General features: G+C 66.1%; 19 protein-coding genes and 2 tRNA genes. 5 read left to right on the plus strand and 16 right to left on the minus strand.

From position 1 onward, the window contains the following. Window positions 1–35 precede the first annotated feature (35 nt). Both H9639_RS03405 and H9639_RS03410 read right to left on the minus strand, forming a co-directional pair. Window positions 36–1130, minus strand: a complete 1095-nt coding sequence (locus H9639_RS03405; protein WP_191806687.1) for an App1 family protein — start codon at window positions 1128–1130, stop codon at window positions 36–38. Window positions 1131–1154: 24 nt separating this feature from the next. Next, a complete protein-coding gene (locus tag H9639_RS03410) occupies window positions 1155–2246 on the minus strand; it encodes a fatty acid desaturase family protein (protein WP_191806688.1) in 1092 nt (363 codons plus the stop codon). 223 nt (window positions 2247–2469) lie between these two features. On the opposite strand from H9639_RS03410, the gene H9639_RS03415 reads away from it, so the two are divergent. From H9639_RS03415 to H9639_RS03430, 4 genes are read left to right on the plus strand one after another with little or no spacing between them, the layout of a single operon-like run. Further along, window positions 2470–3468 (plus strand): patatin-like phospholipase family protein, encoded by a 999-nt coding sequence (locus H9639_RS03415; RefSeq protein WP_191806689.1) that lies wholly within the window; start codon window positions 2470–2472, stop codon window positions 3466–3468. 54 nt (window positions 3469–3522) lie between these two features. Further along, complete coding sequence (locus H9639_RS03420) at window positions 3523–4299, plus strand: MerR family transcriptional regulator (RefSeq protein WP_191806690.1); 777 nt, start codon at window positions 3523–3525, stop codon at window positions 4297–4299. Between the two features lie 58 nt (window positions 4300–4357). Beyond that, a complete protein-coding gene (locus H9639_RS03425) occupies window positions 4358–5665 on the plus strand; it encodes a type III PLP-dependent enzyme domain-containing protein (RefSeq protein ID WP_191806691.1) in 1308 nt (435 codons plus the stop codon). Between the two features lie 2 nt (window positions 5666–5667). After that, window positions 5668–6996 (plus strand): D-arabinono-1,4-lactone oxidase, encoded by a 1329-nt coding sequence (locus H9639_RS03430; protein ID WP_191806692.1) that lies wholly within the window; start codon window positions 5668–5670, stop codon window positions 6994–6996. Between the two features lie 12 nt (window positions 6997–7008). On the opposite strand, the gene H9639_RS03435 is transcribed toward H9639_RS03430, so the two are convergent. The 13 genes from H9639_RS03435 to H9639_RS03495 all read right to left on the minus strand — a co-directional run bounded on the left by H9639_RS03435 (window position 7009) and on the right by H9639_RS03495 (window position 20316). After that, window positions 7009–7914: an NUDIX domain-containing protein gene (locus H9639_RS03435; RefSeq protein WP_191806693.1), complete on the minus strand. Its 906-nt coding sequence runs from the start codon at window positions 7912–7914 to the stop codon at window positions 7009–7011. Between the two features lie 141 nt (window positions 7915–8055). Then, window positions 8056–8131 (minus strand) — tRNA-Ala (locus tag H9639_RS03440). Window positions 8132–8200: 69 nt separating this feature from the next. After that, window positions 8201–8273: transfer RNA gene (locus tag H9639_RS03445), tRNA-Ala, on the minus strand. 180 nt (window positions 8274–8453) lie between these two features. Further along, entirely contained in the window at window positions 8454–8837 is a 384-nt protein-coding gene (rsfS, locus tag H9639_RS03450) for a ribosome silencing factor (protein WP_191806694.1), read from the minus strand. 19 nt (window positions 8838–8856) lie between these two features. After that, window positions 8857–10362 carry a hypothetical protein gene (locus H9639_RS03455; RefSeq protein WP_191806695.1) on the minus strand — a complete coding sequence of 502 codons (1506 nt, stop codon included), beginning with the start codon at window positions 10360–10362 and terminating at the stop codon, window positions 8857–8859. Between the two features lie 51 nt (window positions 10363–10413). Next, window positions 10414–11052: a nicotinate-nucleotide adenylyltransferase gene (gene nadD / locus H9639_RS03460; protein WP_191806696.1), complete on the minus strand. Its 639-nt coding sequence runs from the start codon at window positions 11050–11052 to the stop codon at window positions 10414–10416. 35 nt (window positions 11053–11087) lie between these two features. Beyond that, the gene (locus tag H9639_RS03465) at window positions 11088–11324 is read right to left on the minus strand and encodes a hypothetical protein (protein WP_191806697.1); all 237 of its coding nucleotides are present in this window, start codon (window positions 11322–11324) and stop codon (window positions 11088–11090) included. 108 nt (window positions 11325–11432) lie between these two features. Beyond that, complete coding sequence (locus tag H9639_RS03470; protein ID WP_191806698.1) at window positions 11433–12758, minus strand: glutamate-5-semialdehyde dehydrogenase; 1326 nt, start codon at window positions 12756–12758, stop codon at window positions 11433–11435. Next, entirely contained in the window at window positions 12755–13999 is a 1245-nt protein-coding gene (gene proB, locus H9639_RS03475; protein WP_191806699.1) for a glutamate 5-kinase, read from the minus strand. Before proB ends, H9639_RS03470 begins: the two co-directional genes overlap by 4 nt. 52 nt (window positions 14000–14051) lie before the next feature. Beyond that, window positions 14052–15623, minus strand: coding sequence for a GTPase ObgE (gene obgE, locus H9639_RS03480; protein WP_191806700.1), 1572 nt, complete (start codon window positions 15621–15623; stop codon window positions 14052–14054). 106 nt (window positions 15624–15729) lie between these two features. Further along, window positions 15730–15990, minus strand: coding sequence for a 50S ribosomal protein L27 (gene rpmA, locus H9639_RS03485; RefSeq protein ID WP_191746414.1), 261 nt, complete (start codon window positions 15988–15990; stop codon window positions 15730–15732). Between the two features lie 95 nt (window positions 15991–16085). Next, the gene (rplU, locus tag H9639_RS03490) at window positions 16086–16397 is read right to left on the minus strand and encodes a 50S ribosomal protein L21 (protein ID WP_066297243.1); all 312 of its coding nucleotides are present in this window, start codon (window positions 16395–16397) and stop codon (window positions 16086–16088) included. A gap of 415 nt (window positions 16398–16812) precedes the next feature. After that, window positions 16813–20316, minus strand: coding sequence for an Rne/Rng family ribonuclease (locus H9639_RS03495; protein ID WP_191806701.1), 3504 nt, complete (start codon window positions 20314–20316; stop codon window positions 16813–16815). A 423-nt stretch (window positions 20317–20739) separates the two neighbouring features. Between H9639_RS03495 and H9639_RS03500 the strand changes: the two genes are divergently transcribed. After that, a complete protein-coding gene (locus H9639_RS03500; RefSeq protein WP_318241967.1) occupies window positions 20740–21390 on the plus strand; it encodes a vitamin K epoxide reductase family protein in 651 nt (216 codons plus the stop codon). Window positions 21391–21413: 23 nt separating this feature from the next. Here the strand turns inward: H9639_RS03500 and H9639_RS03505 are convergent, their stop codons facing one another. After that, window positions 21414–22049: a CG0192-related protein gene (locus tag H9639_RS03505; protein WP_191806702.1), complete on the minus strand. Its 636-nt coding sequence runs from the start codon at window positions 22047–22049 to the stop codon at window positions 21414–21416. Window positions 22050–22082: the final 33 nt, after the last annotated feature.

Consider the following 22082-nt stretch of genomic DNA (forward strand, 5'->3'; position numbering starts at 1 on the left):
GTCAATCGCTGGGTGTGTTTCTTCAGCGGATCGTCTCAGCCGGCCTCGGGCAGCAGTCCCAGCTCTGAAAGCTGCCGGGACATCCCTGCGCCGTCCGGGGCATAAATCCAGGGAATATCCCGCAGCTGCGCACCGCCCCGTCCCGCTGAGCGTCCGCCGGCCAAAACGGCTTCACCCGGCGAGAGTTCGCGGATCGCCACCGCCCGGACGTTCTGCGGGTGGGTGCGGCTGAACTCTGCATAGATCTGCTCGTCGTGCTGCCCGTTGTCCCCAATGAGGAGCCAGCTGACGTCCGGAAATTCGACGGCGAGCCGTTCCAGCTGGGTGCGCTTATGCTCGGGGCCGCTGCGGAACCAGCGGTCCAGGGTAGGGCCCCAGTCCGTCAGCAGCAGCGGGCCGGCCGGATACAGGTTGCGGGTAATAAAGCGGGTGAGGGCTGGCGCAACATTCCACGCCCCGGTTGACAGGTAGAACACGGGGCTGCCCTCGTTCTCCCTTGCCAGCCGGTCCATCATCACGGCCATCCCGGGAGTGGGGGTGCGGGCATGTTCATCCAGCACAAAGGTGTTCCATGCCGCGAGCAGCGGCCGCGGCAGCGCCGTCACCATGATGGTGTCGTCAATGTCGGAGATGACCCCGGCGCGGGCCTGCGGATCCACAATAAAGACCGGCGACACAGCTGCCGTCGCCTCCGGTTCCGCCTCGGGCCGCAGGGTCACCGTGGTCCAGCCCGGAGCCAGGGACGCCGGGAGCACGACGTCGATCACGCCGCCGCGGTCCGCCGTCACCAGGTGTTTGTCGCCGCCGACTTCGATGCAGACAACGGCGTCGTTCACGGGCGGCGAAGTGAAGTTGCGCCAGCCGCGCACGCCGTCGCGCAGTGCCTTTGCAGACTCACCGCTGCGGGCCGTGAGCTTTCCGGGCTTGGCGAGTACCACCCTGCCCAGGACCCTGACCCAGGTGGTGGATCCGTAGCCGGTGAAGGAGAGCACCGTCTGGACTCCCCCGCGTTTGCGCACCCGTTCTGTCCGGTAGGCGTGCAGCCGGTCCTCGAGCCGGGCACCGATGTGGATCGCCTGGTCCTTGGTCCGCTTGACTGCCGGAAGGCTTGGGAGTGGAGTCGAAGACATGGTTCCAGTCTGTCAGATGCGGGGCTACCGGTACTGGGACCGGACGGGGCAGTCGAACGGATCCCGGGCAGCCAGGCCTACGCGGTTCAGATAGCGCACCACAATGCCGTAGGACTCGGTGAGGGTGGCCTCGGTGTAGGGGATCTTGTGCTTGGCACAGTGTTCCTTGACGATCTCGCTGGCCCGGGCCAGATGCGGGCGGGGCATGCTCGGGAAAAGGTGGTGTTCCACCTGGTAGTTCAGCCCGCCCATAAACGTGCTCATCCCGCGGCCGGTCACGTTGCGGGAGGTCAGCACCTGCCGGCTGAGGAAGTCCACCTTGGAATCCCGCGGGATCAGCGGCATGCCTTTGTGGTTCGGTGCGAAAGAGGCACCCATGTAGACGCCGAAGACGCCCAGCTGCACGCCGAGGAAGGCAAAGGCCATCCCCACCGGGAGGAAAAAGAACACGGCGCCGATGTAGAGACTCAGGCGCAGGAAAACCATGGTGATCTCGGTGTAGCGGCCCTTGACCTTGTTCTTGGAGAACAGGTGCCGGATCGAGGTGGCATGCAGGTTCACGCCTTCCAGGAGCAGCAGCGGGAAGAACAGCCAGCCCTGCCGGCGGGTCAGCCATGCCATGAGCCCTCTGCGTGTTTGAGCCTGCTCCACCTGGAAGGAGATGGTGTCCATCTCGATGTCCGGATCCTTGCCCACGGTGTTGGGGTTGGCGTGATGGCGGTTGTGCTTGTTCATCCACCACTGGTAGCTGATGCCGACGACGGCGTTGGCCAGGAACCGGCCGGCGCGGTCGTTCGCGGGACCGGACTCAAACACCTGGCGGTGCGAGGCCTCGTGGGTGATGAACGCAATCTGCGTAAAGAGAATCCCCAGGGCGGCGGCAATGAGCAGCTGGAACCAGCTTTCACCGATCAGGAAAAAGCCGGTGCCCGCGGCAATGAGGCCGGCGCAGAGGAAGGCGAAAGTGGTGATGTAGAAGGCCCGGCGCCGCTTGAGCAGTCCCTCATCCCGGATAATTTTCAGCAGCGCCGAGTAGCTGCTGGTGACCGGGTTGTCCCGGTTTCTGGGGGTGCGGCCCGTGTTTGCGGCCGTGCGGGACTGTGCAGCAATGCTCATAGCGCCTCTGGTGGTCTTCGACTTCCCAGCCGCGAAGGTAGAGCATGTGCCCTGTAGATGTGACCAGCCTAACCCGGCTTGCTGGCAAAAGCCTGAGTTGGGCATGCGTGGCTGGATTTCCTGCACCGGAGGCCCTCCGGCCCGCGTGCCGTTGACCGGTCCAGCGTGCAGGCGGAGCATTGCTGGCAGAACCGGTCCGCAACGCCAGCGCCCAGGAGCAGCCGTGATCCGTGTCCTGTCCATAGACGGCGGAGGAATCCGCGGAATCATTCCCGCAGCCTGGCTGATGAAGCTTGAGGAACTCACGCTTAGGCATACAGCTGATCTGTTCGACATCATGGTGGGCACCTCCACCGGAGGCATCCTGGCGCTGGGACTCGCCTGCCCCGCCCAGGGCAAAACTCCACACAGCGCGGCTGCCCTGCGCAGCCTGTACGTTGACCACGGAGCGGAAATTTTCTCCGGCCGGGGACGCCGACCGGACACTGACCCGGCGGGGCAGGCCCCCGCTGCCCCGCCCCGCGGAGCACGGTATTCGTCCGAGCCGCTGCGCCGGTACCTGGATGAGTACTTCACCGACCGCAGGCTCTCCCAGGCCCTGAAGCCGGTTGCGGTGGTCACGGTGGACCTGGCCCACTTTTCCGGACTGCTGTTCAGCGGCGGCGGGCTGGGTCAGCATCCCCTCGGCGACGCACGGATGTCACTGGCTGCGCTGGCGACGTCGTCCGCGCCCACATACTTTGAGCCGGTCCGCCATGCCGGGCCCGACGGCATCGACCGGGTCCTGGTGGACGGCGGATTGGCGGCAAATGACCCCGCGTTCGTGGCGCTGACGCTGGCCTTGGTGCAGCAGCGCCGCGCCGGAGAGGATGAAGGAATCCTTCTTGTCTCCCTGGGCACCGGCCTCCAGACGGGCGGCGGTTCACTGGAAGCGGGTTCCCTGGCACAGCTGGCCCATCCCGAGCAGCTGGCTGCCTTGGAACCTGTCATCCAATCCCTGTACGGGGCGCCCGGACCGCTCCTCCGCCATCTGCTGGCCATGGCACTGGGCACCGAGTACGTCCGGGTGCAGACCCGGCTGCTTCCCGGGGTGGACCATGCACTGGACAACGCCAGCCCGGAGAACATCCGCGGACTGCAGGCAACCGCCGATGCCCTGGTGGCAGCTGACGGGAAACGGCTGGAGGAGCTCGCCGCAAAATTGATGATCAGCAACCCGTAATGCCGGTGCCCAAAGGTTGACGTTGACGCAGCGTCAACCTTTAGCGTGGAAGCTATGAGCCCGCAAAAACCCCGTGAATGGCCGGTGCAGGAGGTTGCCCGGCTGGCTGGAACAACCAGCCGGACGCTGCGGCACTACGACGCCGTCGGCCTTCTGCCGCCGTCACGCGTGGGGTCGAACGGCTACCGGTATTACGACCAGGCGGCTCTGATCCGGCTGCAGCGCATCCTGCTGCTGCGGGAACTGGGACTGGGCCTGGACGGCATTTCCGCGGTATTGGAACGCGGGGCCGACACAGTTTCGGCGCTGCGGACCCATTTGGAGTGGCTCAGGAAGGACAGGGACCGGCTGGGACGGCAGATCGCTTCGGTCCAGCGGACCATCACAGCTTTGGAAGAAGGGAAAGAGATCATGCCTGAGAAGGCGTTCGACGGCTTTGACCACACGGAATACAAGGAGGAAGTGGAACAGAAATGGGGCAGCGAGGCCTACGCCCGCTCAGATGAGTGGTGGCGGACTATGGACGACGGCGAGCGCGCCCAGTGGCAGGCAGAGACGGCAGCGCTGGGACAGGCGTGGACCGAGGCGGCAGCGCAGGGCACTGACCCCACCGGTCCCGCTGCCCAGGGGCTTGCGGCCCGCCACATTGAGTGGCTGACGGGCGTTCCCGGTGCCCCGACGGATCCAGCGAACCTGTCCGGCTATGTGCGGGGGCTGGCGGATATGTACGTGGCGGATCCCCGCTTCGCTGCCAACTACGGCGGACCTGACGGGGCGGCCTTCGTCCGCGCGGCGCTGCTCGCCTATCTGGAAGGTGGCCTGAAGGGTTAGCTGCCCTGATCCTGCCCGGTTCCGGGCGCCGCGGCCCCTGCGTGACTAGTATCCATGCATGAGACTCAGTGACCCGGTGCCCGAACCGGGAGCTGCCGGTACCCCGGCGGAACCTGCGGCCGCGCAGCGCTCCGTCCTGCACCTCGGTGTCCCGGCAGCTGCGGAACCCTGGCGGGACCCTGGGACCTATTGGCCTTCACTGAGTGCCGCCGTCGCGCACCTCGATGCGCCGGTGGCGGTGCTTGGCCTGGAGGCCCTGCGCTTTAACGCCCACGATCTCCTCCGCCGGGCCGCGGGCATCCCGCTCCGAGTGGCAAGCAAGTCCATCCGGACCCGGGCAGTGCTGGACGCCCTGCTCAATGTGCCCGGCTTCAGCGGTATCTTCGCCTTTACTCTGCCCGAGGCGCTGTGGCTGGCAGAACAGTGCAGCGACGTCGTCGTCGGTTACCCCACCGCTGACCGGAATGCGCTGAAGCAGCTGCTCGCCGATGAGCCGCTGGCGTCCCGGATCACGCTGATGGTCGACGACGAGGCGCAGCTGGACCTGATCGATTCCGTGACTCCCCCCGGCCGGCGGCCCCCGGTACGGGTCTGCCTGGATGCCGACGCTTCCTGGCAGGCGCCGGTGCTCGGGTTCATCGGCACCCGGCGCTCTCCCCTGCACGCCCCGGAACAGGCACTTGCGCTGGCGCACCGGGTCCTGGACCGCCCAGGGTTCACTCTGGTGGGCCTGATGATGTACGAAGGGCAGGTCGCCGGGGTGGGGGATGCAGTCCCCGGTGCCCTGCCGGCCAACCAGCTGATGCGGTGGGTCCAGGGCCGGTCCATGGCTGAACTCGCCGGACGCCGCGGAAAAATCGTTCACGGGCTCAGGCAGCTGGCAGACCTGGAATTCGTCAATGGCGGCGGCACCGGATCCGTCGAGGCAACGGGCCGGGATCCTTCCATCACCGAGATTACCGTGGGCTCCGGGCTGTTCGCCGGGCATCTGTTTGACATGTACCGCGCCTTCTCCCCCGCCCCGGCGGCCGCCGTCGCACTCGAAGTGGTGCGCCGCCCCAACCGGAACACCGCCACGCTCCTGGGCGGCGGCTGGATCGCCTCCGGTCCGCCCGGAGCCAGCCGGGTTCCCCAGGTCGCCTGGCCCCGGGGACTGAAGTTTTTGCCGCGCGAGGGCGCCGGAGAAGTTCAGACCCCGCTCACGGGCAGCAGCGCAGCGCACCTCACGGCCGGAGACCGGGTGTGGCTCCGGCATGCCAAGAGCGGCGAGCTGTCCGAGCGGGTCAACGAATTCCAGGTGGTCCACGACGGCGCGGTGGTGGCCACGCTGCCCACCTACCGCGGCGAGGGAAAGGCGTTTCTGTGATCATGCGGGTCAAGACACGGCTCCAGCAGCAGCAACGGCGGACGTGGCAGAACTGGGGGCGCACCGTCAGCGTCCGCCCGGAACAGGTGGAGACCCCGGCATCCGTCCCCGAGCTGCAGCGTGCGGTGGCATCGGCAGCGGCCGCTGGGCAGCGGGTCAAGGCTGTGGGTGCCGGGCACAGTTTCACCGGGATCGCCGAGGCCCCGGGGCTCCTACTTGATCTGACCCGGCTGCAGGGTCTGCTCGGCGTGGACACAGCCCGAGGCCGGGTCCGGCTGCTGGCCGGAACCCGGCTGCACCGGATTCCGGGGCTCCTGGCACCGTATGGGCTGGCGATGCCGAATCTCGGCGACATTGACCGCCAGACGATTGCCGGCGCCATTTCCACCGGCACCCACGGCACCGGAGCCGCGTTCGGAGGATTGGCTACCCAGGTGGCAGCGCTGACCCTGATACAGCCCGACGGCGGCCTGCTCACGGTGGAAGACGGCGATCCGCTGCTGCCGGCGGCCGCCTTGAGTTTAGGGGCGCTGGGCATTATTGCCGCGGTGACCCTGCAGTGTGTGCCGGCTTTCGTGCTGCGCGCCGAGGAACGATCCGAACCGCTGGCCGGGGTGCTCAGTGACCTCTCTGACCGGGTCAACGGCACCGACCACTTTGAGTTTTACTGGTTCCCGCACACCGGCCTGGCTGCCACGAAGAGCAACACCCGGCTGCCGGGCACCGCGCCGCGCACACCGCTGCCTCGCCTGGGCCGATGGGTGGACGAGTCGCTGCTCGCCAATACGGTATTTCGGGCGGCCTGCGCGGCGGGCACCCTTGCCCCCGCCGTCGTACCCCCGGTCAACCGGGCAGCGGCCCGTCTGCTGGGCGGCAGGACCTATGCCGATTCCTCTCCGGAGGTCTTCACCCAGCGGCGCACGGTGCGTTTCCGTGAAATGGAGTACGGTGTGCCGGCTAACCTGTTGCCTTCGGCGTTCGGGGCGCTGCAGACGCTCGTGGCGGAGAACCGCTGGCGGATCTCCTTTCCGGTGGAGGTGCGGTGGGCCGCCGCCGACCAGCTCTGGCTTTCCACCGCCCACGGCCGGGACACCGCCTACATTGCGGTCCACCGGTACTACCGTGAGGATCCGGCCGAGTACTTCGCTGCGGTGGAGCAGGTGATGCTCGCCCACCAGGGCCGGCCGCACTGGGGGAAACTGCACAGCCTCGACGCCGCTGCCCTGGCGCGGCGCTACCCCCGCTTCGGAGATTTCCAGGCCCTGCGGGACCGCCTCGATCCAGGCCGCGTGTTCACCAATTCGTATCTGGACCGGGTCCTGGGCGCCTAAGCGGACAGGTTCTCAGTAGCCGAGCAGCTCCCTGAACTGGCCGGCACCAACAACCGAAGCACCGGCGCTGCGGCTGCGGTCCGCCAGCTCCCGGTCGCTCGTGGCGACCGTGACGGTCCGGCCACCTGCCACCAGCTGCTGCGTGACGGCGGCAATTGTGTCGTCACCCAGTCCCTCTGCCCGGACAACGCTGACTGAGCCGGCGGGGTCCGGAACCGACCGGGCCTGTCCCTCCAGCACCACCACCAGTTCGGGATACCAGGTGTCTTCCGGAAGCCCGAGCAGGGAGGCCGGAAACCCGCGCACAGACGCAGCGGCTGCCGCGTCCAGCAGCCGGGCGGCTGCGCCTGCCCGGTCCTTCCACCAGCCGTCCGGCACCGATCCCATGACGTTCGCTGCATCAACAACAACGGAGGGACGGACATCCAGCAGCGGCCGCAGCCGCTGCCAGGATTCCGCGAAGCCGGGGTGCAGAGGCAGGCCGGCGACGTCGTCGGGCGCCACCCAGGCAAGTTCATGGCTTTCCGGATCGCTGATAACGGGTTCAAAGGGGGCGGTGACGTCACCAACGATCGTGGCATAGGACCAGATCCCCAGGTCCAGCACACTCATGAGCCGCGGCCGGATGGACGATGCCGGGACGCCGGCTTCCTCAGCGGATTCCCGCAGGGCTGCGTCCAAGGCAGGTTCGTGTTCGTGCCGCGCACCGCCCGGCAGCGCCCAGGTATCACCGAAATGGCTCCAGGTAACCCGGTGCTGCAGCAGGATTCCCCGTTCGGGGTCGACGGCGAGCAGCCCGGCAGCGCCGAAGCGCCCCCAGTAGCGTTCCCCGGTTTCGGCGACCACCCAGGCGTCGCCGGGGTCCCGCGGCCCCTGCGGACGGCGGGGCTCTCCGGGGGCAGGCTGTTCAATACTCACGGGCCCACCTTTTCACATCCCGGCCTCCGGCGCCGTACGGCACGGGAGCCGCGGCGGCCCGGACCTGACCTGACCTGAACAACAAAAAACCTGCTCCGCAGAAGCGGAACAGGTTTTCGAATTGGTGGAGCTTCTTCGAATTGGTGGAGCTGAGGGGACTCGAACCCCTGACCCCCTGCATGCCATGCAGGTGCGCTACCAGCTGCGCCACAGCCCCAATTCAGTTTGTTTTTCCATCGGATTCTTCGATCCAACCATAAACGACGGCTGCCCGTGCGTTTATCGGTGGAGCTGAGGGGACTCGAACCCCTGACCCCCTGCATGCCATGCAGGTGCGCTACCAGCTGCGCCACAGCCCCTTATTACTGCCTTATCACTGCAGTTCAGGTTGTCTTTCCGGCCTGGATTTTTAGGTCCCTGCCGAAGCAACTCCTCTACTTTAGTACAGAAGCGCGGCAGTGCAAAATCAAACTACACCGGTGAAATTTGCGCAGCGCGCGGGGCGGAGCCCGGAAGCTCCCGCCCTGCACGCAGCAGCGTTATTCAGTCTCGGCGGACGGAGCTTCGGGAAGCTGCAGGTCAACCGCAGGGCAGTCCTTCCAGAGACGTTCCAGCGCGTAGAACACCCGGTCCTCCTCATGCTGGACGTGCACCACAACGGTGGCGTAGTCCAGCAGGACCCAGCGGCCTTCACTGCGGCCTTCGCGGCGCACCGGCTTCAGGCCCGATTTGGCGAGCTCTTCTTCCACGCCGTCGACAATGGCGTTGACCTGGCGTTCATTCGACGCGGACGCGATGAGGAAAACGTCGGTGATAGCCAGCCGTTCGCTCACGTCGATCGCGACGATGTCATCCGCCAGCTTGGCCGATGCCGCTCTGGCCGCAGTCCGGGCAATTTCCATGGATGATTCGGTGGCGCTCAACGTTTCTCCTTGTGTGGTATCAGCTGCCAAGGCCGCCGACGATCAGTATTATTCCGAGGATGAGGGCGGTGAGGCCCACACCCGCCATTCCCAGGGACACGGCTCGTATCCTCCGGCTGCGGCGAAGGCCGGCAGTCATAACATCCAGGGGGTCCAGCCCAAAGGCGCTCCGTGCGCCGATCGGTTTCGCACCCTGGTCCGCCTCCAGCGGGGCATTCACGAGTGCATCGGCACGGGCCAAAATCCTGGAATGCCGGACGTCCGCCGGCTCCTGGGACCGTGCCTGTGCGGCTGCCGGGCGGTTTCCCCTTGAAGGCTGCCGGGTGGAAGCCTTCCGGCCGGCACCGGCTGCGCTGGGAGCAGCAGGTTTCGACGGCGCAGCAGGGTTTGAGGAGGTGACCACGGGCACGTGGGACGTGGCCGGCGGTTTCATGACCGGGCGCTCCAGCCCTGGAACCTCAACGAACTCAAGCGGGGTGACCATTGCCAGGTTATGGGCGGTGGTTGGATCTGACTGAGGCGAGCGGCGCTGCTCGTTCTCCTGGGCCAGACGCTGAATGTTCTGTGTCCTGCGGTTGAGGACGGCGGCACGTTCTGCCAGTGCCCGCTGCTGTGCCAGCAGTTCCAGATCCACCGCATGCGGATCGGCCTGCTGAAGGGCTTCCATGGCTGCCACCTGGTTGCGGGCCTGATGCTTCAGAGCCTCCCGCGCCGCCAGGGCCTGCTCGACGGACATATCCGCAATGTCGGCGTTGGGTTCCGTTGCCGCCGGACGGGCAGGTGCCGTGCCGGACGCCGGCGACTGTGCCGGAGCTGCCGGCGGTTCCGGAGCTGCTGCCTGGGCGGGTGCTTTGGCGTCGACATGAGCTTTAGGGTTGGCAGGGGCTTTGGGGGCACCGGCGGGCGCCTTGGTATCGACGGGCGCCTTGGCATCACCAGGGGCTTTGGTAGCGACAGGTGCTTTGGCGTCGACGGGAGCTTTAACTGAGGGCGCGCGGCTGGGTGCCGGAGTGACCGGCTTAATAACAGGTGCCTGCTGCTCTTCGGCAGCCCGGCGCCGTCGTTCCCGGCGGCTTGAGAGCTGAGGTGCCGGATCACCGGACCGATTCGATGATGCTGCGGCAGGCCCGGCACGGCGGCCGGAACTATCAGCGGGCCCCTGGACCCCGGAGGCCTTGCCCGGAACTTCTGCCTCGCTGCGGGCGGCAGAGGCAGCGCCGGCGGGCGGGGAAACTGGAGGGACAGAGGTGTCCGGCTTGCGGCCCTGCTGCTCTCCCCCGGCCTTTTCCCGCGCAGCCTGCTGAGCCTGCTGCTGGGCTATCCGCAGTTGCCGGCGGGTGGGTGGGTTGGCGCTGGATTCCTCCGGCCGCGGCTGGTTGTCGGTGAGCGCTTTGTAGGCACGAAGAGTTTCCCGGTCCCGTGCACGCTGCTGGGACTCCCGTTCCTGGTGCCCCGCATCCGCCGTCGAGCCGGCCGCGCGGCGGCTGCGTCGAGGTGCGTCTGCGGACTCTGGACCGTTAGTCATTTCCTACCCATCCGGTATTGATCGCTCAGGTGCCGGTTCAGTTCCGGCAGCCTAGGCCTGCTGCTGCATCTGCTGCTGCGAAGGCGTGTACAGATTGTGTTTGGCGATGTACTGCACCACCCCGTCAGGTACCAGGTACCAGACCGGCTCCGACGCCGCGACCCGCTGGCGGCAGTCCGTTGATGAAATGGCCATCGCCGGAACCTCCAGGAGGCTGACATCGTCACGGCCCATATTCTGCAGTTCGTGCCCGGGCCGGGTCACTCCCACAAAGTGGGCCAGTGTCCAGAGTTCCTGGACGTCCTTCCACGAAAGGATCTGCGCCATGGCGTCCGCTCCCGTAATAAAGAACAGTTCGGCGTCCGGACGCGCGCGCCGCAGATCCCTAAGCGTATCAATTGTGTAGGTTGGTCCGGGCCGGTCAATATCCACCCGGCTGACCTTGAAGCGGGGATTGGACGCCGTGGCAATCACCGTCATCAGGTAACGGTGCTCCGCCGGAGTGACCTGCTGGGCGGGTTTGTGCCAGGGTTCCCCGGTGGGCACAAAAACCACTTCGTCAAGGTTGAATACCGCTGCCACTTCACTGGCCGCCACAAGGTGCCCGTGGTGAATTGGATCAAAGGTGCCGCCCATAACGCCAAGGCGGTAGGGGCGGCGTGCCTCAGCCAGGTCTTCTGTTGTGTTCATGCGTGCGGTATCCGCGGTTCCCCTGGGGCGGGACCTTATTCGGAGATGCCCTGTCCGTGGTCGTGCTTGTTAGGGTACTGACGCTGCGGATCCACGTGCTCGGTTACTGCTTCGTGGCGGTGGCCCAGGCTGGTGAAGGCCATGGTGGCGAACATCAGGACCATGAAAATGCCAAAAATGACAGCTCCATAGACGAGAGCCGGAGTACCCTCGGCATGTTCTTCGGCAACTTCGGCCGCCATCAATGCAGCACTGGAAAGCTGGATCAGCATGAATCTCCCTAAATCAACTGCCGAAGAACCGGCAGAGCATCGTTTCTAGATCAATGGTACGCGTCGCGGGCCCGAACGGCGCAGTCCGGGCCTGGAGGGGAAAGGGCGTTAGCCCCGGACCTGCCCCTCGCCCTGGATGATCCATTTGGTGGTCGTCAGTTCCTTCAGGCCCATCGGGCCCCGCGCATGCATCTTTTGTGTCGAGATGCCCACCTCCGCGCCAAGGCCGAGTTCGCCCCCGTCGGTGAAGCGGGTGGAGGCATTAACGATCACGGCAGCGGAGTCGATCTCGGCGATAAAGCGATCGGCATTGGCGAGGTCGTTGGTGATGATGGCTTCGGTATGCCCGGTGGTCCAGCGGCGGATGTGCTCGAGGGCTTCGTCCATGGAATCAACCATCGCCACCGCCAGGTCAAGGTCCATGTACTCCCGGCCCCAGTCCTCGTCCGTCGCTGCGGAGGCATCAACGTCCTCGGGCAGGATGCCCCGGATCCGTTCATCCACGTGCAGCCGCACGCCCGAGGCCGCGAGGGCCGCCAGGACTTCACGGGCTGCTTCACTGCCGCTGTGCACCAGCAGGGTTTCCACCGTGTTGCACACACTCGGCCGCTGGGTCTTGGCGTTGAGCAGGATGTCAACGGCCATCTCTTCGGGGGCGGTCTCATCCAGGAAGATGTGGACGTTGCCTTCGCCGGTTTCAATGACCGGCACGGCTGCGTTGGTGACGACGTTCTGAATCAGTGACCGGCCGCCGCGGGGAATCAGGACATCCACCCGTCCGCGTGCCTTCATCAGGACGTTCGCGCCGGCCCGGCCGTAGCCGTCGATGCTCTGGACGGCATCCGAGGGAAGTCCCACAGTGTCCAGGGCATCGCGGATCAGGTCCACCAGCACGGTGTTGGTCGAAGCGGCGGCACTGCCGCCGCGCAGGATTACCGCGTTCCCGCTCTTCAGCGCCAGGCCCGCGATATCCACGGTCACGTTGGGGCGGGCCTCGTAAATGGCACCCACCACTCCCAGGGGAACATGGACCTGCCTCAGGCGAAGCCCGTTGGGCAGGGTCTGCCCGCGGGCGACCGATCCCACGGGGTCCGGGAGTCCGGCCAGGTTCCGCAGGGCGTCAGCCAGCCCGTCAATGCGTTCGGGAGTCAGCGTCAGCCGGTCCAGCAGCGCCTCAGATGTACCGTTGTCCCGGCCGCGCTGGACGTCCTCCGCGTTTGCGGCCAGGACGATGTCCCGCCGGGCGACAATATCCTGGGCGATCCGCTCCAGGGCGAGGTCCTTCCAGGCGCGGTTGGCACGGGCCATCCGCCGGGCAGCGGTCCTGGCCCGGTCGGCGATGCGGTGCACTCCGGCTTCGACGTCCTCCGGCGACGGCGACTCACCGGCGGTGCGGTCGGCGGACGTGGCGGAGGTGGTGTTCACTGCGGTCATGCTCTCAGTGTAGCGGCGGCCCCGTCTGCCTGCCCGGAACGTGACGGCAGGGGTCCGGCATCCGCTCCGGCGGACCGGGGCTGCAGGATCACCAGATCGTTGACGTGCACCACCGAGCGCTCATAGCCGCGGCCGAGTTCGCGGGCCAGTTCCCGGGTGGAGCGGCCGAGCATCTGGGGCAGCTCATCAGAGGCGTAGTTTGTCAGGCCGTGGGCCAGAACGCGTCCAGAGGTATCACGCAGGGCCACGGGGTCCCCGGGTTCGAAGTGACCCTCCACCGCCACGATGCCGGCGGGCAGCAGCGACCGGCGCCGCTCCCCCACGGCCCGTGCCGCGCCGTCGTCGAGCACCAGGCTGCCCTGGATCCTGGCGAGGTGGGCCAGCCAGAGCAGACGGATCGGCTGCCGCACGCCACGGGTGGCAAACCAGGTGCCGACGTCCTCGCCGGCCAGGGCCGCGGCGGCATTTTCCGTGGAGGTTACCAGGGCGGGAATGCCGGACTGCGCCGCGATGGTGGCGGCCTCGACCTTGGTGACCATGCCGCCGGTGCCGACACCGGCTTTGCCGACCTTGCCGATCCGCACGTCCTCAAGGTCTTTCAGACCCGTAACTTCCGGGATCCGGCGGGCGCCGGCCGACGGCGGACCGTCATAGAGAGCGTCGACGTCGGAAAGCAGTATCAGGGCGTCCGCTTTGACCAGGTGCGCAACGAGCGCCGCCAGCCGGTCATTGTCACCGAACCGGATCTCATGGCTGGCAACGGTGTCGTTTTCATTCACGATGGGCACCACGCCGAAGTTCAGCAGCCGCTCCATGGCCCGGTGGGCGTTGGCATGGTGCGTCCTGCGCATCAGGTCTTCCACGGTGAGCAGGACCTGGCTGACGGTGACTCCGTGCGCACCAAAGGCCTCGGTATACCGTGCCATGAGCAGGCCCTGGCCCACGCTGGCGGCCGCCTGCTGGGTGGACAGCTGGGCGGGCCGCTTGGACAGGCCCAGGGGCGCCAGGCCGGCCGAGATGGCACCGGAGGAGACCAGGATAATTTCGGTTCCCTGCCGCCGCCGGGCGGCCAGGACGTTGGCAAGGGAGGTCAGCGCCTCATCGGAGATGCCGCCGGCGACGGACGTCAACGATGAGGAGCCAACCTTCACCACGATGCGGCGGGCGCGGGCCAGCCCGGCCCGCGACTTCAGCGGACGTTTGGGAACGGGAGGGATCTGTACTTCGATTTCTTCACTCATGACGGATCCACCCTATGTCTAAGTTCCCTCCTGCTCCGCTTCTATGAACGGATTAGTCCTCTTCCGCTGCCGGAGGGGCCGAATGCTTGTAGTTGACCGATTCGGTCCAGATTCCGGCCTTGCGCTCGGCTTCCAGCTCAGCGCGGGCCGCGGCACGGGCGTCCTTGCGCTGCTGGTGATCCTCGCGTTTTTCGCTGCGGGTCGGGCGGGAGAACTCTTCGATCCGGATGTCCGATCCACGCGGTGAAGCGGCGAGGAGCTCGGCGCCGCCGATCATGGTCGGCTCCCAGTCGAACACGACGCCGTCGCCCTCGCCGATGACCACGGCGTCGCCGGGCTTGGCACCGGCCTTGAATAGCTGATCTTCAACGCCGAGCTTCGCCAGCCGGTCAGCCAGGTAGCCCACGGCCTCGTCGTTGGTGAAATCGGTCTGCTGGACCCAGCGCACCGGCTTCTCGCCGATAACGCGGAACAGCGGCTCCAGGTTGCGCTCTTCACGGCGAATGGTGAATCCGCCCTTGCCGTTGACGGACCGGGGACGCAGCACGGGGGCAGCAACCCGCGGCGGCGCGGTCTCTACGGCCTTGCGTGCCTCGGAAACAATGGCCGCCATGGCAAAGCCGAGCTCACGCAGGCCCTCGTGGCTCGAGGCGGAGACTTCGAAGACGCGGTAGCCGCGCTTCTCCAGTTCGGGGCGGACGAACTCGGCCATGTCGCGTCCGTCAGGAACATCGACCTTGTTCAGCGCCACCAGGCGGGGACGCTGGTTCAGGGGCACAACGTCTCCGTCGGCGCCTGCGTAGCTCATGTCCACTTCGTACTTTTCCAGCTCGGCCTCGATGATATCGAGGTCGCTGAGCGGGTCACGGTCCGCTTCCAGGGCCGCGCAGTCCAGAACATGGACCAGCGCGGCGCAGCGCTCCACGTGACGGAGGAAGTGGTGTCCCAGTCCCTTGCCCTCGGAGGCACCTTCGATCAGGCCCGGAACGTCGGCGACCGTGAAGCGGACGTCGCCGGCCTGCACCACACCGAGGTTCGGGATCAGGGTGGTGAAGGGGTAGTCGGCAATCTTGGGCCTGGCGGCTGACATGGCCGCGATCAGGGAGGACTTGCCTGCAGACGGGAAACCGACCAGTGCGATGTCGGCGATGGACTTGAGCTCCAGGACGATGTCCCGCTCATCTCCCGGAGTGCCGAGCAGGGCAAATCCGGGGGCCTTGCGCTTCTGTGAGGAGAGCGAGGAGTTACCCAGCCCGCCCTGGCCGCCTGCGGCAGCCACATACTCGGCGCCCATGCCCACCAGGTCGGCCAGCACTTCGCCGTCCTTGGACTTGACCACGGTGCCTTCCGGCACCGAAAGGACCAGGGTCTCCCCCGTCTTGCCGGCGCGCCAGTCACCCATGCCCGGTCCGCCGTTGCCGGCGTGACGGTGCGGTGCATGGTGGTAATCCAGCAGGGTGGTCGTCTGTCCGTCCACGCGCAGGATGACGTCGCCGCCGTCGCCGCCGTTTCCGCCGTCGGGGCCGCCCAGCGGTTTGAACTTTTCGCGCTTTACGGACACACACCCATGGCCGCCGGCACCGCCCGAAACATGCAGTACAACACGGTCTATAAAGCTGGCCATGGTTCTCCTTGTTGAAAAATTTGGATCAAGCCAAGTCTACTCGGCTTAAAAAACAGTGGGGCGGGCCATCATGGCCCACCCCACCGGAAAAGCTATTTGCCGGAAATTACTCGGCTGCTGCTGCGACGATGTTCACGACGCGGCGTCCACGGCGGCTGCCGAACTCGACAGCTCCAGCCTCGAGGGCGAACAGCGTGTCATCTCCGCCGCGGCCAACGCCTGCGCCGGGGTGGAAGTGGGTGCCACGCTGGCGAACGATGATTTCGCCTGCCTTGACAACCTGGCCACCGAAGCGCTTCACGCCGAGGTACTGCGCGTTGGAGTCGCGGCCGTTGCGAGTAGAGCTCGCACCTTTCTTATGTGCCATTTTCTAATCCTGCCTTTGCTCTGACTGATGTTGATGCCTAAGGTGCGGGCAATCCCGCGGTTACCGGCTCCACTGCTGAAGCCGGCACGTAGGAATCAGGAGTTGATGGAGGTGACCTTGACCTTGGTCAGCGAGGAGCGGTAGCCCTGACGCTTCTTGTAACCGGTCTTGTTCTTGAACTTCTGGATAACAATCTTCGGACCACGGAAGTTCTCGATAACTTCTGCCGTAACCGTAACCTTTGCCAGGTCCGCAGCGGCAGAGGTGACCTTGTCGCCATCAACCAAAAGCAGGGCAGGCAGCTCAAAAGTGCTGCCGGCTCCACCGGGGACGCGGTCCAGGGTTACGAGGTCTCCAACGGAAACCTTTTCTTGGCGGCCGCCAGCGCGGACAATCGCGTACACCACTTGGGAACTCACTTCTCTCGACGTTTAATACTTGGATGCGCACTACCCGGATCAGAAATGTGTCCGGCTTGCGCCATGCAGTCACGCCCTGTACCGAAGAACGGCTTCGAAGGCGTTCGCACCGAAGTTCAAGGTTACGCTAAGGGACCCATAAGCCGCAAATGCACGGTTGTTTCCAGCGTTTCTCCACCTCGAACGTCATCGGACGTCACTGCGCTATGACTACTTTATAACATCCCAGCGCCCCGTTGCGCCCGGACTCGCCTGCCGCTGTCTGGCCGCCGCGGGGCTTGTACGCCGTCGTAAACGGCAGCAGGCTGCCGTCCGTAACGGACGGCAGCCTGCTGCACTGGCCTTCAGCCAGCTTCACCGGGACCGATCACCAGGACCGGGCCTGGATCCTGCTCGTTCCTGCTTAGAGATCCGAAGCAGGAACCCCGACGCCGAGGATCACCGGAGCGGCCGCTTCGGTGCGCGGTTTCACGGGCGCCTGGGCGGATACCGCCGTCGTGCTCCCCTGGGCGGGAGCCTGGGCGGCCTCTGCCTTGATGATCTGGGCATCTGCGGAGCCCTGCGGGCTGCGGGCGGCACGGCGCCGCCGCGGACCCTGTGGAGCTTCGCCGCCGCTGGGCGCGGAAGCTGAGGACTGGCCGGCAGCCGGCGCCGGGCTGGGTGCGGAGACCCCGGTGCCGCCGGAGGTACCTTCCTGGCGTGATGATCCCGCGGTCTGCTCCCCGGATCCCGACCCACCGGATGCTGATTCACCGGAGGCTACCGGAGAAACTTCGTTGAACGCTTCGGTCAGGCTCTCCAGGGTCAGCTGAGCTTCCTGGCGGACCGGACGGCGGCGCTCCCGGCGCGGAACGACGACAGTTTCACCCTGAATCCGCAGGATGGCCCCGGCTTCCTCAGGTACATCGTCGTGCGGCTCCTTGATGAGGTGCTTTTCCTCCGGCGCGGCAGGTGCCTCCTTGGCAGCTGCAGGAGCTGCTTCGGTCTCCGGATTCTCCCCGGCACCGTGTGCAGCGGCCGTGGCCGCCGCGATGGTCGCCAGCGCCGCCCGGGCGGCTTCCGCCTTCGCTGCGCGCTCGGCGTCGTCAGGCTGCGTTTCCTCTACCTTGGCCGGCTCCACGGGCGCAGGGGCCTGCTGCTGCTGGGCCTGGTTCGAGTTTTGGTTCCGGTTGCGGCGCTTGCGCTCACCCCGGGACTGCTTCTCCTGCTTGAGGTGCTGGGAGTGGTTATCGTCGGAGACGGCATGACCGGCGTGGCTGGTGCTGCGCCGGTGCTCCACGGGGACGTCGTGCGTGATGACGCCGCGGCCATCACAGTGCTCACAGTTCTCCCCGAACACCTCCAGAAGGCCGGTGCCCATCCGCTTACGCGTCATCTGGACCAGTCCCAGCGATGTCACCTCAGCGACCTGGTGCTTGGTGCGGTCGCGGCCCAGGCACTCAACCAGACGGCGGAGCACGAGGTCGCGGTTGGCTTCCAGCACCATGTCAATGAAGTCGATGACGATGATGCCGCCAATGTCCCGGAGCCGCAGCTGGCGGACAACTTCCTCCGCTGCTTCCAGGTTGTTCTTGGTAACGGTTTCCTCGAGGTTGCCGCCGCTTCCGGTGAACTTGCCGGTATTCACGTCCACCACGGTCATGGCCTCGGTGCGGTCAATGACCAGCGAGCCGCCCGAGGGCAGGAAGACCTTGCGGTCCAGTGCCTTGGCGATCTGCTCGTCAATGCGGCTGGCAGCAAAGATGTCCTCATCCTTGGTCCACTTCTCCAGCCGGCCCACCAGGTCCGGAGCCACGTAGGTGACGTAGGCCTCGATGGTGTCCCATGCCTCTTCGCCGGAAACAATCAGCTTCGAGAAGTCCTCATTGAAGACGTCGCGGACCACCTTGATGGTCAGGTCAGGTTCCCCGTAGAGCAGCTCCGGCGGGAGCGTCTTGGTGGACTTGGCCTTGGCCTCGATGTTTTCCCACTGCGCGCGGAGCCGGTTGATGTCATTCATCAGCTCCTCTTCCGAGGCACCCTCGGCTGCGGTGCGGACGATCACGCCGGCGTTCTGCGGCAGGTGGTCCTTGAGGATCTTCTTGAGCCGGTTGCGCTCCACATCGGGGAGCTTGCGGGAAATACCGGTCATGGAGCCACCCGGGACGTAGACCAGGTAGCGGCCGGGCAGGGAGATCTGGCTGGTCAGGCGGGCGCCCTTGTGGCCAACCGGATCCTTGGTGACCTGAACCAGGACAGAGTCTCCGGATTTCAGGGCCAGTTCGATGCGGCGCGGCTGACCGTCCAGGCCGGCGGCGTCCCAGTTGACTTCACCGGCGTACAGGACAGCGTTGCGGCCGCGTCCGATGTCGACGAAGGCAGCCTCCATGCTCGGGAGCACGTTCTGGACCTTGCCCACGTACACGTTGCCGATCAGGGAATCCTGCTGGGTGTTGGAGACGAAGTGCTCGGCGAGGACACCGTCTTCCAGGACGCCGATCTGGATCCTGTCATCGCGCTGGCGCACGATCATCTGGCGGTCAACGGATTCGCGGCGGGCCAGGAACTCGGCTTCGGTGATCACGTGGCGGCGGCGGCCGGACTCGCGGGATTCGCGGCGGCGCTGCTTCTTCGCCTCCAGGCGGGTCGAGCCCTTAACACTTGTCACGCGGTCGTTCACCGGCGCCTCGGCGTGCGCCCGCGGAGCGCGGACGCGGGTGACCGTGTTGGGCGGATCGTCGTCCGAACCACCGGTCAGTTCGAGGTCGGCATCTCCGCGGCGGCGGCGACGGCGGCGGCGCGAGGTGACTCCCTCAGCGTTTTCATCCGCCGCAGCAGCTTCACCATTCTCTGCATCCTCAGTGGTGGCTTCACCCTTGGTGCGTCCGCGGCTGCGGCGCCGGCTCCGGCGGGAGCGGCCGCCGTCATGGCTCTCATCGTCCTCAGACTCCGAATCGGCCTCGGCCTCCACTACGGGTTTGACCGCCGTGAGGTCCGGGGCGTGGAAGAGCACCGAAGTCGGGGACTCCGGAATTGCGAAGGGGTTCAGCGCTGAGGACTTCTCCACCGGGGCCGGCTCATCCTTCGCGGTTCCGGCGGATGCGGCGGACGCGGGTGCAGCAGCGCTGGCGTCCTTAGTTTCCGCGGGTGCGGCGGCGCTGGCTTCCGTAGTTTCCGCGGGTGCGGCGGCGTCAGCTTCAGCGCCTTCCGCAGGTGCAGCCGCTTCAGGAGCTGCTGCAGCGGGAGCCTGGGCTTTGGCCGTGGCACGGCGGCGGGTACGCGGTGCAGCCTTTGCGGGAGCCTGCGTGGGATCAGCTGCCGGTGCGGCATCAGCTGCCTGCGTGGGATCAGGTGCCTGTGCGGAATCGGCAGCAGGAACTGCCTCCACCGATTCTGCGGCCGGGGAATCGGCATCTGCGTTAACCGCGGTCTTCTTGGCGGGTGCACGGCGGCGCCGGACGGCCTTCGCAGGCGCGGCTGCGGGTGCTTCAGATGCTTCGGGCGCTTCGGGCGCTTCGGCGGCAGCGTCCGCTTCTGCGGAGCCACCGGCTGCAGCCGGAACGCCGGCATCGGCAGGATTGCTGTCCACTGCTGTGTCGGTAACCGCTTCCACGGCCGGCTTGCGCCGGGGTGCGCGGGTCCGCTTGGGCTTTTCCGCCGGCTCAGGAGCCGAAGACTCCGCGGCGGGGGTGTCGGCAGCGTCAACCGAACTGCCCGAATCTGCCACAGGTTCTGCTGCAGGCTTCCGCCGGGTCCGGGTGGCCCGCCTGACCGGCGCTTTGGCAGCAGGTTCCGGCGCTGCGCCGGTTTCTTCAGCTGCGCCGGTTTCTTCAGCTGCGCCGCCGGGGACGGAAGCCACCGATTCCGGTACTGCTTCCACCGCCGGGGCGGCTTCTGCTGCTTCTTCTGTTGTGCGTTCAGTATTCATATAAAGCTATGCTCCGGCCCCCGCGGCACTGGCCACATTCCAATGCCCGGAGGGCAATGTATCGGCTGTACGGGGCATCGCAGCCTGCGCCAGCCGGAAGTCGTCTAAATGTCATTCGAGGTCGCACCATCGTGAGGGCACGGCATCACTCGCAAGACCAGCGGCGCTTTTCCTGCTACCTGCTCGGAACGGCTATACGTTTGGGCTGTGGTAGGGCTGATCGGCGGATTCCCCTGCCCCATCCGGATTGATGGGTATTTCCTACCTGGGAAGCATCGCCGACAGCACCGGAAGCCTGTCGCTGGACCGTTGACGGAATGTGGTTCCGCCACCGGCCACAGCCATTATCTCACACGGAGGTCAATTCCGGACCTTTACACGGCATAGAATCGGACCATCAACACCCGTCCAAAGGAGCAACGCGTGCCTTCCAGCGCCACTCGCCCGTCCGACCGAGCAGAGTCAACCGCCGCCGACGGCGAGGCCGGACTGGTGCGTTCCGCCCGCCAGCGCCCCTTCGCGCTGCTGCTGCTTATTACCTCAGTGGTGGGGTGGCTTGCTTCGGGCATCCTTGTGCTCGAGCGGCTGCACGTTTATGAAGATTCCAATTATGTCACCAGCTGCGACATCAGTCCCTGGGTTTCCTGCGGAACTGTCTTCCAGACCTGGCAGGCCGCTATTTTCGGCTTCCCCAATCCGCTGCTGGGCATCGTCGCCTTTTCGGTAACCATCACCGTGGCCATGTCGATACTGGCCGGCGCGAAGTTCTCCCGCTGGTACTGGATTGCTGTCCAGACCGGAGTAACCGTGGGCATGGGCTTTGTGGTGTGGCTCTGGAGCCAGGCGCTCTTCGACATCTATGTCCTGTGCCTCTACTGCATCGTCGTCTGGGCGGCGATGATCCCCATGTTCGTCTTTACGACGGTCCGGAATATGGCGCACGGAGTGATCCCCGCGCCCAAGCGCCTGGTCAGCTTTGTCTCGGAGTGGGCCTGGGCCATTACTGCCCTGCTCTGGGTGAGCGTAGCCGCTTCGATTTTCTTTCGCTTTATGAATTCGTTCCTGGGCAGCTAGGTAAGCAGGCAGTTAGCCCTGCCCTACCCCAGAGGCAGTGCCCAGCCCAGCACAACAGGTTCCCGCTGTCCCTTCCAGAGGCCGGCCAGCGAGGGCGGCGGTGCTGCCCGTCCCCCAAGGTCCACCAACCGCACAACGGACAGTTCCCAGTCCCCGTGGCGCAGAGTGGAGGTTACCCATCCTTGGGGTTCGTGAGCGGGTGCCTCCACCAGTTCTTCGCCGTCCGGCATTCCGCTGCCCACAAGTTCCATGCTCGGCGCCAGTTCGTGCCGCGCCCCGTCTTCCACGGTATAGAGCGGAGCCTGGTCCACTCCGTCGATGACCGCAGCTGCGAAGGCCTGGGCGTACAACGGATCTCCGCAGGCGTCGTAGACCCAGCGCCTGCCAAGGACCGAATGCTCCATGGTCCCGACCAGAGAATCATCCGCTCCGGCCAGCGGCTCTCCCCGGTAGGTCAGGGGAACCTGGACAGTGTGGGAACCGGCCTGCACCAGATGCGTTTCGATGCCGACCTGCCCGGCCGGATCGTCAAAGCGGTATGCCCCCAGCGGTTCCGCCTCAACCGGCCCGTCGTCCGGGAACCAGGAAGCTTTCGGCAGCCACTGGGAGATAAGGTCCATTTTTCCGGGGCGCAGCTCGGCGCTGTAGATACGTGCCATGAACCAAAGCCTAGGGCACAGGAAGCGCAAAGA

The sequence above is a fragment of the Arthrobacter gallicola genome (assembly GCF_014836775.1).
Classification (GTDB): Bacteria; Actinomycetota; Actinomycetes; order Actinomycetales; family Micrococcaceae; genus Arthrobacter_B; species Arthrobacter_B gallicola.